Source organism: Paracoccus pantotrophus (assembly GCF_008824185.1).
GTDB lineage: Bacteria > Pseudomonadota > Alphaproteobacteria > Rhodobacterales > Rhodobacteraceae > Paracoccus > Paracoccus pantotrophus.
In genome coordinates, this window is the sequence record NZ_CP044426.1 from 829825 (window position 1) to 842669 (window position 12845).

14 protein-coding genes are annotated in these 12845 nt (G+C 69.3%); 4 read left to right on the forward strand and 10 right to left on the reverse strand.

Annotated elements, in window-relative coordinates:
* Positions 1-10: 10 nt before the first annotated feature.
* Positions 11-2941 carry an isoleucine--tRNA ligase gene (gene ileS / locus ESD82_RS14495; RefSeq protein WP_147428036.1) on the reverse strand — a complete coding sequence of 977 codons (2931 nt, stop codon included), beginning with the start codon at positions 2939-2941 and terminating at the stop codon, positions 11-13.
* A 270-nt stretch (positions 2942-3211) separates the two neighbouring features.
* On the opposite strand from ileS, the gene ESD82_RS14500 reads away from it, so the two are divergent.
* The gene (locus ESD82_RS14500) at positions 3212-3613 is read left to right on the forward strand and encodes a group III truncated hemoglobin (protein ID WP_024845062.1); all 402 of its coding nucleotides are present in this window, start codon (positions 3212-3214) and stop codon (positions 3611-3613) included.
* Between the two features lie 48 nt (positions 3614-3661).
* Complete coding sequence (locus ESD82_RS14505; RefSeq protein ID WP_147428035.1) at positions 3662-3985, forward strand: VOC family protein; 324 nt, start codon at positions 3662-3664, stop codon at positions 3983-3985.
* A gap of 6 nt (positions 3986-3991) precedes the next feature.
* Here the strand turns inward: ESD82_RS14505 and ESD82_RS14510 are convergent, their stop codons facing one another.
* The 6 genes from ESD82_RS14510 to ESD82_RS14535 form a co-directional block, all read right to left on the reverse strand.
* Positions 3992-4624, reverse strand: coding sequence for a trimeric intracellular cation channel family protein (locus tag ESD82_RS14510; RefSeq protein WP_147428034.1), 633 nt, complete (start codon positions 4622-4624; stop codon positions 3992-3994).
* Complete coding sequence (gene rnhA, locus ESD82_RS14515) at positions 4621-5088, reverse strand: ribonuclease HI (RefSeq protein ID WP_024845065.1); 468 nt, start codon at positions 5086-5088, stop codon at positions 4621-4623. The genes ESD82_RS14510 and rnhA overlap by 4 nt, the downstream gene beginning before the upstream one ends.
* Positions 5085-5690: a glutathione S-transferase family protein gene (locus tag ESD82_RS14520; protein ID WP_024845066.1), complete on the reverse strand. Its 606-nt coding sequence runs from the start codon at positions 5688-5690 to the stop codon at positions 5085-5087. The genes rnhA and ESD82_RS14520 overlap by 4 nt, the downstream gene beginning before the upstream one ends.
* A gap of 77 nt (positions 5691-5767) precedes the next feature.
* Complete coding sequence (ispH, locus tag ESD82_RS14525; protein WP_024845067.1) at positions 5768-6718, reverse strand: 4-hydroxy-3-methylbut-2-enyl diphosphate reductase; 951 nt, start codon at positions 6716-6718, stop codon at positions 5768-5770.
* A gap of 39 nt (positions 6719-6757) precedes the next feature.
* Positions 6758-7321 (reverse strand): adenine phosphoribosyltransferase, encoded by a 564-nt coding sequence (locus ESD82_RS14530; protein ID WP_024845068.1) that lies wholly within the window; start codon positions 7319-7321, stop codon positions 6758-6760.
* On the reverse strand, positions 7321-7917 hold the full coding sequence (locus ESD82_RS14535) for a flavin reductase family protein (RefSeq protein ID WP_024845069.1): 597 nt from the start codon (positions 7915-7917) through the stop codon (positions 7321-7323). Before ESD82_RS14535 ends, ESD82_RS14530 begins: the two co-directional genes overlap by 1 nt.
* 220 nt (positions 7918-8137) lie before the next feature.
* Between ESD82_RS14535 and ESD82_RS14540 the strand changes: the two genes are divergently transcribed.
* A complete protein-coding gene (locus tag ESD82_RS14540; RefSeq protein WP_147428033.1) occupies positions 8138-8698 on the forward strand; it encodes a GNAT family N-acetyltransferase in 561 nt (186 codons plus the stop codon).
* Here ESD82_RS14540 and ESD82_RS14545 read toward each other — a convergent pair.
* Positions 8686-9252 carry an Ivy family c-type lysozyme inhibitor gene (locus ESD82_RS14545; RefSeq protein ID WP_024845071.1) on the reverse strand — a complete coding sequence of 189 codons (567 nt, stop codon included), beginning with the start codon at positions 9250-9252 and terminating at the stop codon, positions 8686-8688. The genes ESD82_RS14540 and ESD82_RS14545 overlap by 13 nt on opposite strands.
* A gap of 152 nt (positions 9253-9404) precedes the next feature.
* Here ESD82_RS14545 and ESD82_RS14550 point away from each other — a divergent pair, with 152 nt between their 5' ends.
* Positions 9405-10226, forward strand: coding sequence for an EcsC family protein (locus ESD82_RS14550; RefSeq protein WP_147428032.1), 822 nt, complete (start codon positions 9405-9407; stop codon positions 10224-10226).
* A gap of 14 nt (positions 10227-10240) precedes the next feature.
* Here ESD82_RS14550 and ESD82_RS14555 read toward each other — a convergent pair whose 3' ends face one another.
* Both ESD82_RS14555 and ESD82_RS14560 read right to left on the reverse strand, forming a co-directional pair.
* On the reverse strand, positions 10241-11776 hold the full coding sequence (locus ESD82_RS14555; protein ID WP_147428031.1) for an ATP-dependent DNA helicase: 1536 nt from the start codon (positions 11774-11776) through the stop codon (positions 10241-10243).
* Between the two features lie 185 nt (positions 11777-11961).
* Positions 11962-12840 (reverse strand): EamA family transporter, encoded by an 879-nt coding sequence (locus tag ESD82_RS14560; protein ID WP_147428030.1) that lies wholly within the window; start codon positions 12838-12840, stop codon positions 11962-11964.
* Positions 12841-12845 lie beyond the last annotated feature (5 nt).

Genomic DNA, 12845 nt, shown 5'->3' on the forward strand with positions numbered 1-12845 from the left:
ACCGCAGCCCTCATCCCTTGGACAGCACCGCATCGCAGCGGGCGCAGGTGCCCGGATGGCGGTGGCTGCCGACATCGGGCAGGATCTTCCAGCAGCGCTGGCATTTCTCGCCCTCCGCCGGCTCGAAGACGACGCCGATGCCGGGCACGTCCGACAGCCGGAACGCCTCGCCCGGCGCCGGATCGCCGGTCAGGCTCAGGTCCGAAGTGATGCAGATATCGGCGAAATCCACCGATTTCAGCGCCTTCAGATCCTCGGGCTCCTCGACATGCACGACCGGTGCGGCCTCCAGGCTGGCGCCGATCACCTTGTCCGTGCGCTTGATCTCCAGCGCGGCGGTCACGGTGCGGCGGATGCGGCGGATGGTGTCCCATTTCGCCGCCAGCGGTTCGTTCAGCCATTCCGCCGGGGTGACGGGGAAGTCCCGCAGATGCACGCTGTCCTCCTCCGAGGGGAAGCGGCTCAGCCAGACATCCTCCATGGTGAAGGGCAGGATCGGTGCCAGCCAGGTGACGAGCCGGTGGAACAGCAGGTCCAGCACCGTGCGCGCCGCCCGCCGCCGCGGCGCATCGGGCGCGTCGCAGTAAAGCGCATCCTTGCGGATGTCGAAATAAAAGGCCGACAGGTCCACCGTCGCGAACTGGAATACCGCCTGGAACACGCCCTGGAAGTCGAAGCCGTCATAGCCATGGCGCAATTGCCGGTCGATCTGTGCAAGGCGATGCAGCACCCATTGCTCCAGTTCCGGCATCTCGGCCGGATCGATGCGCTCGGCCTCGGTAAAGCCGGCCAGGTTGCCCAGGATGAAGCGCAGCGTGTTGCGCAGCCGGCGATAGCTGTCGGCGGTGCCCTTGAGGATCTCGGGCCCGATGCGCTGGTCGGCGGTATAGTCGGTCTGCGCCACCCAGAGCCGCAGGATGTCGGCGCCGTATTGCTGGATGACCTCGGCCGGCACGATGGTATTACCGAGCGACTTGGACATCTTCATGCCCTTCTCGTCCAGGGTGAAGCCATGCGTGACCACGTTGCGATAGGGCGCCCGCCCCTTGGTCGCGCAGGCCTGCAGCAGCGAGGATTGGAACCAGCCGCGATGCTGGTCGGTGCCTTCCAGATAGACATCGGCGATGCCGTCCGGCGCCCCGTCGGCGCGGTCGCGCAGCACGAAGGCATGGGTCGAGCCAGAATCGAACCACACGTCCAGCACGTCCATGACCTGCTCGTAATCGGCCGGATCGGCCACGCCCGCCAGCACCTCGGCGGCAAAGCCGGGGCGATACCAGGCATCGGCGCCGTCCCGTTCGAAGGCTTCGATGATGCGGTCGTTCACCCGCTGGTCGCGCAGCAGGAACTCCGGGTCGCCGGGCTTGGCGCCCTTCTTCACGAAACAGGTCAGCGGCACGCCCCAGGCGCGCTGGCGCGACAGCACCCAGTCGGGCCGGTTCTCGACCATGGAATGGATGCGGTTGCGGCCCGATTGCGGCCACCATTTCACCAGCCTGTCGATGCTGGTCAGCGCCCGCGTGCGGATGGTGTCGCCATATTCGCCCATGCCATCGGCCAGCGCATGGTCGATGGCCGCGAACCATTGCGGCGTGTTGCGATAGATCAGCGGCGCCTTGGACCGCCAGCTATGCGGATAGGAATGCTTGATCTTGCCCTTGGCCAGCAGTGCGCCGGCCCAGGCCAGCTGCTTGATGACGCTGACATTGGCCGGGCCTTCCTTGCCGTCGGGCGCGATGATCGCCTGGCCGCCGAACAGCGGCAGGTCGGCGCGATAGGAGCCGTCCGGCTCGACATTATAGGTCATCGGCAGCTTGAAGCGCAGCCCAAGCTGATAATCGTCGTCGCCATGGCTGGGCGCGGTATGGACGAAGCCCGTGCCCGCGTCCTCGGTGACGTGATCGCCCGGCAGCATGGGCACGTCATAATCCCATTCGCCCGCGCCGCCCTCGACGCTGCGCAACGGATGCGCGAGCAGCAGCCCCTCCAGATCCGAGGCCGCCACGTCGCGGACCCGCTGCCAGTCCTCGATCTTGCCGGCCTGCTTCACGCTCTCGGCCAGCGCATCGGCCAGCACCAGAAGCTCGCCCGGGCGCGCCGTGGCCCCCTCGGCCACCCCGCCCACGCGGTAAAGCCCATAGGCGATGGCCGGATTATAGGCCACGGCCCGGTTCTGCGGGATGGTCCAGGGCGTCGTGGTCCAGATCACCACGCTGGCCGGGCTTTCCGTTTCCCAAATACCCTGCGACGATTCCACCCGGAACCGCACCCAGATGGTGTGGCTGGTATGGTCGTGATACTCGACCTCGGCCTCGGCCAGGGCGGTCTTCTCGACCGGCGACCACATCACTGGCTTCGAGCCCTGGTAGAGCGCGCCGTTCATCAACAGCTTCATGAACTCGGCCGCGATCACCGCCTCGGCGTGATGGTCCATGGTCAGATAGGGATCGTCCCACTTGCCGGTGATGCCCAGCCGCTTGAACTCCTCGCGCTGGACATCGACCCAATGCTCGGCAAAGCGGCGGCATTCCTGGCGGAACTCCACCACGTCGACCGCGTCCTTGTCCTGGCCGGCCTTGCGGTATTTCTCCTCGATCTTCCATTCGATCGGCAGGCCGTGGCAGTCCCAGCCCGGCACATAGCGCGCATCGCGGCCCATCATCTGGTGGCTGCGCACGATGATGTCCTTGATCGTCTTGTTCAGCGCGTGGCCGATATGCAGGTTGCCGTTCGCATAGGGTGGGCCGTCATGCAGGATGAAGGGCGCGCGTCCCGCTGCCTTCTCGCGCAGCCGGTCGTAGATGCCGATGCGCTCCCAGCGGGCCAGCCATTCGGGCTCGCGTTGCGGCAGGCCGGCGCGCATCGGGAAATCGGTCTGGGGCAGGAAGACGGTGTCGCGGTAATCGGTCGCGGCCTGGGTCTCGGTGGTCGTGTCGCTCATCTGGCGGGAATCCTTCGCTGGCAGGGCAGGCATGCATGACCCGGCGGCGAGGGCTCCCTACGCCGCCGGGCGAATAATTCGGAAAATCCGCGCCCTGCTGAACATGCGCGGGTTATAGGAAACCGCCCCGGACCCTGCAAGCGCCGCTTGCACCGCCCCGCCAGCAGGCAGGGCCCGTGCCTTTGCCGCATCGCGCCTGCGCTGCCATGCCGCGCCGAGCGGGGCCGCCTCGGGCTTGCGGGCCCGGTCGTTCCGGCCCATATCCGCCGCATGATCCCGCCGCGCTTTGACGTCACCCCCGAACAGATCGACCGCGTCGTCGCCACCTTCTACGCCGCGATTCGCCGGCATGAGGTGCTGGGCCCGGTCTTTGCCGCCCATGTCGCCGACTGGCCCGAGCACGAGGCCAGGATCGCCCGCTTCTGGCGCAATGCCATTCTCTACGAACGCGGCTATGACGGCAATCCGATGCAGGTCCACATGCGCGCGGGCGACGTGCAACCGCAGCATTTCTCGCCCTGGTTGATGCTTTTCGACGAAACCCTGCGCCGCACCCTGCCGCCCGAGACGGCCAGGGCCTGGTCGGCGCTGGCGCATCGCATCGGCGCCGGCCTGCGCATGGGGGTCGAGGATCTGCGCGAGCGCCGTCCCGGCCCGCCGGCCTTGCGCTAGGCGGCGCGCGAGGGTAAACAAAACGGGAACATTTGAAAGGACTTCCCGATGAAGATCGACTATCTCGAATTTTCCTCGCCCGACCTGCCGGCCACGAAAGCCTTCTTCAGGGAAGCCTTCGGCTGGGGTTTCAACGATTACGGCCCCGAATACCAGGAACTCGCCGATGCCGGAATCGCGGGCGGTATTGCTGCCGCTGCCCTGGCGCCGCCGCTGGTGATCCTCAAGGCCGACGACTTGGAAGCCGCGCTGGCCCGCGTGACCGAGGCGGGGGCGACGATCACCCGGCCGATCTTCGACTTTCCCGGCGGCCGCCGTTTCCAGTTCCGCGAGCCGGGCGGCACCGAAATGGCGGTCTGGTCCGAACGCTGACGCCGGTCACTGCCGCGGCGGCCGCGCCTTGTAGACCGGCAGCCGCCAGCCGAAGCCCAGGCCCCCGGCGCGCAGCATCAGCACCATGGCCGCGCAGCCGATCAGCGCCCAGCCGCGCCCGGTGCCCAGGCCCAGCAGCAGCAGCGCCGCCACCGCCCCGCCAAAGGCGGCGGTGACGTAAAGCTCGCCCTGCTTCAGCACCAGCGGCACCTCGTTGCCGACCACGTCGCGCATCAGCCCGCCGAAGGTGCCGGTCATCACCCCCATCAGCACGGTCACCACCGGGCTTACTCCCGCCTCCAGCGCCACGCCCACGCCCGCGGGCACCGCCACGGCCAGGGCAAAGGCATCCAGCCACAGGATGGCACGATAGCGGCTTTCCAGCCGATGCGCGGTAAAGAACACCACGATCGCCGCCCCGGCGGTCAGCAGCAAAAGCTCCGGCCGGCCGACCCAGAACACCGGCGCCCGGCCCAGCACCAGGTCGCGCAGGGTGCCGCCGCCGATCCCGGTCAGCGTGGCGAAGAAGATGAAGCCGACCACATCCAGCTGCCCGCGGCTGGCGACCAGCGCGCCCGTCAGGGCAAAGACCAGCACGCTGGCATAATCCAGCAGCGGGATCAGCGCCTCGACGCTCACCCCGAGACCTTCGCCGGCTTGAAGGGCGCCATCCCCGCCCGCGCCAGCGCGTCGGCGCGCTCGTTCTCGGGATGGCCGGCATGGCCCTTGATCCATTCCCAGCGCACCTGGTGGCGGGCCTGCGCCGCGTCCAGCCGCTGCCACAGCTCGGCATTCTTCACCGGCTTGCGGTCGGCGGTGCGCCAGCCGTTCTTCTTCCAGCCATGGATCCATTGCGTGACGCCGTTCTTCACATAGGCGCTGTCGGTGGTCACGGTGATCTCGCTCGGCCGGGTCAGCGCCTCGAGCGCCGAGATCGCGGCCATCAGTTCCATGCGGTTATTGGTGGTCATGGCCTCGCCGCCCGACAGTTCGCGCTCCTTCAGCACCCTCTCGCCCTCCATGGCCCGCATCAGCACCCCCCAGCCGCCGGGGCCGGGATTGCCGCTGCAGGCGCCGTCAGTCCAGGCATGAAGCACGCTCATGCCTCCAGCCCCTCGTAGCCGGGCAGGGCGGCGATGCGGTCGAGCCAGCGCCCGATGCCGGGGAAACGCGCCATGTCGAAGCCGCCCAGGCTGCCCGCCGTATGGGTATAGCCGTAAAGGCAGATATCGGCGAGGCTCGGGGCATCGCCCACCAGCCAGTCATGCCCGGCCAGCCGGTCCTCCATCACCTGCAGCAGGACATGGCCGCGTTCCAGCAGCTCCGCCATGCGCTCGGGCGTCGCCTGCGCACGACGGTGCGGATAGGTCCGCAGGGCGGCGCGCACGGCGACGACGCCCTCGTGCTGGTTCTGCTCCCAGAACATCCAGCCCAGCATGGCGGCGTGCCCGAAGGCATCCTTCGGCACGAAGCGTGTGCCCTCGCCCAGCCAGCACAGGATCGCGTTCGATTCCGGCAACAGCCGCCCGTCATCCAGCTCCAGCACCGGCGCCTTGCCAAAGGGCAGCCGCCCTTCGGCCTTGGCGCGTTCCAGCGCCTCGGTCTGGTATTCCACGTCCAGGATCTCGCAATCCCGCCCCAGCAGCGCCAAGAGCAGCCGTACCTTGTAGCTGTTGCCGGATGACGGCATCGACCACAGTTTCATCCCGCAATCCTTCTTTCTTGTCCAAATATCCTGGGGGAGCCCCGCAGGGGCGGGGGCAAGGCCCCCACGGGCGAGGCTCAGGCCTCGCGCAAGACCCGCGGCACCTTGAACTCGACATTCTCGCGCGCCGTCTCGACCATCTCGACGGTCAGGTCGTAGCGTTCGGCAAAGGCTGCGACCACCTCGTCGACCAGCACCTCGGGGGCCGAGGCGCCGGCGGTCACGCCAACCGCCCGCGCGCCCGCGATGGCGCGCCAGTCGATCTGGTCGGCCCGCATCACCAGCTGCGAATAGGCGCAGCCGGCGGCGCTGCCGACCTCGACCAGCCGGCGCGAGTTCGAGCTGTTCGGCGCCCCGATCACCAGCAGCGCGTCGATCCGCCCGGCGATGGCCTTGACCGAGGCCTGGCGGTTGGTCGTGGCATAGCAGATGTCCTCCTTGGCCGGGCCGACGATGCCCGGAAACCGCGCCTGCAGCGCCGCGACGATGGCGGCGGTGTCATCGACCGACAGCGTGGTCTGGGTGATGAAGGCCAGCCGCGAGGGATCGCGCGGCGCGATCATGGCCACGTCCTCGACCGTCTCGACCAGCAGCACCTCGCCCTCGGGCAATTGCCCCATGGTGCCCAGCACCTCCGGGTGGCCGGCATGGCCGATCATCACCATCTGCAGGCCCTCGGCATGATGGCGCTCGGCCTCGACATGGACCTTGCTGACCAAGGGGCAGGTGGCGTCCACGAAGACCATCTCGCGCCGCCGCGCCTCGGCCGGCACGGATTTCGGCACGCCATGGGCCGAGAAGATCACCGGCCGGTCGGAGGGCACATCGTCCAGCTCCTCGACAAAGACCGCGCCCTTGTCGCGCAAGCTGTCCACGACGAACTTGTTGTGCACGATCTCGTGGCGGACATAGACCGGCGCGCCCCATTTCTGCAGCGCCATCTCGACGATCTTGATGGCGCGGTCCACGCCGGCGCAAAAACCGCGCGGCGCGGCCAGGTAAAGGGTCAGGGGCGGTTTCTTGTCCATGGGCCTCACCTAACCCCGGCAAGGGCCTGCCGCAAGGGATCAGGCGCCCTCGAAACTGGTCAGGGCATGGACCTCGTGGCCCAGCCCCTCCAGCAATGCCCGCCCGCCCAGCTCGGGCAGCTCGATCACGAAGGCGCTGCCCACCACCTCGGCCCCCAGCCGCTGGCAAAGCGAGATGCCGGCCGCGGCGGTGCCGCCGGTGGCCAGAAGATCGTCGACGATCAGCACCCGCTCGCCGGGTTTCAGCGCGTCGTCATGGATCTCCATCACCGCCTCGCCATATTCCAGCGCATAGGCCTGGCTGATGACCGCGCCGGGCAGCTTGCCCTTCTTGCGGATCGGCACGAAGCCCACGGAAAGCTGATGCGCCACCGCGCCGCCCAGGATGAAACCGCGCGCCTCCAGCCCCACCACCTTGTCGATATCCTCGCCGGCATAGGCGGCCAGCAGCTGGTCCACCGCCATGCGAAAGCCGCGCGCATCGGCGAAAAGCGTGGTCACGTCGCGAAACAGGATGCCCTCATGCGGGAAATCCACGATGGTGCGGATATAGTCGCGCACCGTGCGGCTGTCGCGGCGGCGTCTTTCGGGCCGGTTCTCCATCAGGGGCGCTCCATCTCGAAGGTCTGGGTGGTGATGGTGTAATCCTTGTAGCCCATGCGCGACAGCCAGCCGGTGCCGTGCAGGTCGAAGCGGCCGTCCTTCAGGCAATCCTCGCGCAGGTGGATGCCGGTGACGACGCCCAGCACCATGTAATTTGCTTCGCCCGCCAGCCGCAGGATGCGGGTCGCGCGGCATTCCAGCGCCGCGGCGGCGCCGGCCACGCGCGGGCAGTCGATGGTCTGGCATTCGGCGGGCTCGATCCCGGCCGCCTCGAATTCGTTCACCCCGGCGGGGAAGGCGGCGGAACTGGCATTGACCTGGTCCTTCAGCGGCCCGTCGGCGATATTGACGCAGAAGACGCGCGACTCGGCGATCTGGGCCACGCTGTCCTTGGTGCCCTGCCGGTCCGGCTTGGCCGAGGTCGAGGCGAACATGACCTGCGGCGGCACATAGGCGGTCAGGTTGAAGAAGGAATAGGGCGCCAGGTTGTCGCCCTGCCGGCCGCGGGTCGAGATCCAGCCGATCGGGCGGGGCGCAACGATGGCGTTCAGCGGGTTGTGCGGCAGCCCGTGGCCGTCCTGGGGTCGGTAGAACATGGCGTGCCTCGCTGGTCCCTGCGTGATGCGGGGCCCAGAAGTGACCCCATGCGCCGGGCGCGTCAAGCGTTCTTGCCGCCCACCCGTCTACCTTTGCGACAGGCCGGCGAATTTTGCCGCCGGGGTTCCGCAGGCGGTTTTCCCGGCCGCGGCCGCATGTTACGCGGTCCCTGCGCCGCGCCAAGACCACCCGAATCCCGACCCCAGCACCGGAGGCAGGATGTACGAACTTTGCCCCGAAACCCCCGCCGACACGCCCGAGGTCGAGGCGCTTCTGGACCTGTGCTTCGCGCCGGGGCGCACGGCGCTGTCCTCTTACAGGCTGCGCGACGGGGTCGCCCCCGTCGGACCGCTCTGCCTGATGCTGCGCGGCGATTTCGGCGCATTGATGGGGGCGATCCGCTATTGGCCGGTGCGCGTGGCCGGGCGGCCGGTGCTGCTCTTGGGCCCCGTCGCGGTGCATCCGACCACGCAGGGCGAGGGGCTGGGGGCGCTGCTGATGCGCGAAAGCCTGACACGGGCGGCCGAGATGGGGTGGCAGCGGGTGATGCTGGTGGGCGATCTTCCTTATTATCAACGCTTTGGCTTTTGGAATCTCGAAGGCGTCGAGATGCCGCCGCCCACCAACCCCGACCGCGTCCTGGGGCTGGAACTGGTGCCCGGCGCCTGGGCCGGCATCACCGGAACGGTCGAGCGCGAGACCGGCGAATCCGCACCCGGCCAGCGCGAGATGCGCCGCGAGGGCGGCGCCGGTCTCGCGCCGCCCGATCACTCGGCATAGATGAAATCCTGCGGATGATTGGCCAGGCTGCCGGTCAGCGCCGCATAAAGGATGGTGCGCCCGTCGATCGTCTCGGGCCCGCCGGCCATGCCGAGCCAGGTCAGCAGTTCCGCCCCCTCGCCGTCGCGCACCGAAAGCACGCCATGGGCCGTCCCGCTGCCCGGCGCATAAAGCACCGCGAACTGGTTCGCCGCGCAATCGTGCTGCTTGCAGGCGGTCATGGCCAGATAGTCCTGGCCGCCGAAGGCGACCCTCTGGCTGGGCGAGATCACCGCGCCCTCGCTCAGCCATTCGGGCATCTGGTGGCCCTCGGCCATCTTCTCGACCGCGGCGGTCAGGCCCTGGTCCTTGCCCAGATCGGCCAGCGTCAGGCCCATATCGGCGGCGGCTGCCTGTCCGGCCGATTGCCCGGCCGTCGCCTGCGCCCCCGTCTCTTGCGTTGCCGTGTCTTGCATCCCGGTGTCCTGTGCCCCGCTCTCCTGCGCCAGGGCGGCCGGCCCCAGCGCCAGCGCGGCGGTCAATGTCAGGGCGGGGATCGTGCGGCGGATGTTCATTGCGATCTTCCTCGTCTTCCGTGTCTTTGCTGTTCTGCCCGTCTTCCGGCGCCGGGCTGCCCATTCGCCAGCGGAACCCGCGCGACGGGTTGCGGGTTCCCTTGCCAATGCCCAGTTCTAGCACAGCCAAGACATTGCAGGGTATCCGCAGGATGACCGAACAAAGCCAAATCCCCGTCCGCCAGGCCGTCCTGCCGCCGATCGACGACCCGACCGTGCATGCGGCGATCGACCGGCTGGCCCGGCGCTATCTCCAGGCGGGCGGCGTGGCGATGGAATTGCTGACGGCCATCGGCGGCAAGGCCGAGGGGCTGATCGAGCGCCTGCCGCCCTCGGTGCGCGGGCGGGTGGACCGGATCACGCTCGCGGCGCTGAACCGCGCCTTCGACGCCGCCTCGCGGTCGCGCGGGGTGCTGCGGGAACGGGGCGATCTGTTCAACCGCCTGCTCTCGACCACATCGGGCGCGGTGGGCGGGCTGGCCGGGGTCGGCGGCGCGGCGCTGGAACTGCCGGTGACGGTGACGTTGCTTTTGCGCGCCATCATGGACATCGCCGCCGAACACGGCTTCGACCCGGTCTCGGACGAGGCCCGGCGCGAGGCGCTGCATGTCTTTGCCTCGGCGGGGCCGCTTTCGGATGACGACGGCACCGACCTGGGGCTGCTGGCGGCGCGCATGACCATCACCGGACAGACCGTGCAGGCGCTGATCGCGCGGGTGGCGCCGCGGCTCTCGGCCTCGCTGGCGCAGAAGCTGGCGGCGCAGGCGGTGCCGGTGCTGGGCGCGCTGGCCGGGGCCTCGATCAATTACAGCTTCACCCGCTACTATCAGGAACTCGCCCGCGTGCATTTCGGCCTGCTGCGGCTGTCGCGGGAAACCGGCATCCCGCGCGAGGCGCTGGCCGAGGCGCTGGAGCTGCGCATGATCCAGCTGCGCCCGAACACGGCGGCGCGCAAGCTGTCGCGGCGCGGCTAGCTAGGCGCCTGCGGTTATTCCTGGGCCTCGGCGGCCAGTTCCAGCACCGCGGCCGGGGCCTCCAGGTGATCGGTCCGCAGCGGTGCCGAGGGCCGGGCCAGCCGCGATTTCACCACCCAATGCAGCCGCTCCTGCGCGCGGGTGATGGCGACATAGGCCAGCCGCTTCCACAGCGCGATGCCGGCCTCGGACCGGCCGGACCAGGCGGCGGCGGCGATATCGGGGGCAAAGACTTGCACGTCGGGCCATTGGCTGCCCTGCGCCTTGTGGATCGTCACCGCGGCACCATGCAGGAAGGCCGCGCCCATGCGGGCGGCATAGGGGATGAAGGGCTCCTCGACATCCGGCATCTCGATCTTGACGATCGAGGCGGCGGAAAGCCGCGGCTCCTCGGCGCCCACGACATGCAGGCGCGAGAAGCCGGGCTTGCGGCCGGGGCCCAGATAGATCACCTGCGCGCCCTTGATCAGCCCGCGCGCCTCCAGGTCGATGCGCTTCTTGCGGTGCTTCAGCGGCAGTTCTAGCCCGTCGCAGATCAAGGGTTCGCCCGGCAGCAGCGCATCGCCCGGCGCGCCATAGGCCGAGCGGAAGGCCTGGATCAGCTTGATGCGGGTGATGTTGCGCCAGACCAGCACCGGGCTTTGCGCCATCAGGTCGGATTCCACCCGTTCGGCCCAGGTCACGCGCGGATCGCGGCTGGCGGCGTCGCGGATCATGCGCTCGAAGCCGTCGAACTCCAGCGCCGGATCGGCCAGCGCATGCGCGAGGTCCAGGATCGGGCTGTCGCCCTCCTGGCGGTGGATGCGGCTCAGCATCAGCCGCTGCGGGGCGGCCAGCCGGTCGAAGACCATCTGGCCCGATTGACCGACCGGGGCCAGCTGCGCCGGATCGCCGAACAGGATCAGCAGCGGAAAGATCTCGCGCAGGTCGTCGAACTGGCGCTCGTCCAGCATCGAGGCTTCGTCGACCAGCCCGATGTCCAGCCCGTCCTCGCGCCGCTTCCAGCCGCGGATGAAGTCCGAGCCGCGCAGGCCGGCGGCGGCCAGGGCGCCGGGGATCGAGGCATGCTGGTCGTAAAAGGCCTTTGCCCGGTCCAGCGCCGCCTCGGTCAGCCCTTCCATCAGCCCCTCGACCGAGGGGCGCTCGCCCGCGCCGGTCAGCCAGTCGGCGATGCGTTCGTATTCCGGGTCGTAGACCGGGGTATAGAGGATGCGGTGGATCGTGGTCGCCGGCACGCCGCGCATGCGCAGCACGAAGGCCGCCTTGTTGGTGGGGGCCAGGATGGCGACGGTGCGGCGGTCCTTGCGCTTCTTGCCCTCGTAATCGCCCGAGACGATATCGACCCCGGCCGCCTTCAGCGCCTTGGTCAGTTCGGCAAGCAGCAGGGTCTTGCCCGAGCCGGCCTTGCCGATCACCGCCATGACCCGGCCCTTGCCGGGCTGCGGCGGCGCGATCTCCTCCGAGACCAGGTCGATGCCGGACTCCTCAAGCGCGGCGGCAAGCGCATCCCAGGCTTCGGCCTGATCGGGGGAAAGGGCGGGCAGGGTCATGTGCCCTTGTTAGCCCGCGGCGCGAGGGGCGGAAAGGCCGATCCGGTGGCGCCGCCGCGATTTGGGTATTTGTGCAACGAAGAAGAATCCGGGTGCGGCCCCGATCTTCTCTGCTCTCCAAATACCCATGCGGCGCGCGCGCGTTCGTCATGGGCAGGGTTTTTTCGGGGCGCAGGCGGGCGGCCTTATCCGTGGCTTGCCGCGATCAGCGCGGCGACGCCCAGCACGATCAGCGCCATGCCCGCCACCTGCCGCCCAGAGATGCCTTCGCGGAACACCCGGCCCGAGACGAGCTGCGCCATCACCACCTCGACCAGGGCCAGCGTGCGGACATTGGCCGCCGCTGTCAGCGCGAAGCCCAGGAACCAGAACAGCGAGGCCAGCGCTCCCAGCGCGCCCGCGCCCAGCGAACCGCGCCAGTGCCGGGCGATACCCCTCAGCGCCGCGCGGTCGAGCGCGCCCAGCCAGGCCAGCATGATCGCGCTTTGCAGGGCCAGGCTGAGCAGCAGGACGGTGGCGGCCCGCACTGGCTCGGCGCCGAAGGGCAGGGCAAGGATCGCGCCGCGAAAGCCGATGGCCGAAAGCCCGAACAGCGCCCCGGCCGCGATGCCGAGGCCCGCCGCGCGCCAGGTGCCGCGCCGCCAGTCGGCCCCCGACATCAGCACCACGCCCAGCGTCGCCGTGACGATCGCCGCCATGCGGACGGGGCCCAGCGGCTCGGCCAGGATCAGGGCGCCGATCAGCGCCAGCGTCACCGGTTCCGTCTTGATCAGCGCGGTGGTGACGCCGAAGCCGCGGCTTTCCATCGTCACCAGCATCAGCGCGGTGGCGGCGATCTGCGAGGCGGCCCCCAGCGCCGCCCAGAGCAGCACCGCCGCATCGGGCAGGGGCACAGGCACCAGCGCCGCCATCCCCGCCAGCACCAGCGCCGCGAAGGGCAGGCCGAAGAGGAAGCGCACGGCGGTCGCGCCCATGGTGCCGAGTTCCGCGGTCAGCCGGCGCTGCGCCGCATTGCGCCCGGTCTGGGCCGCGGCGGCGATCAGCGTGGCGAGGATCCAGCTCAAGCCCC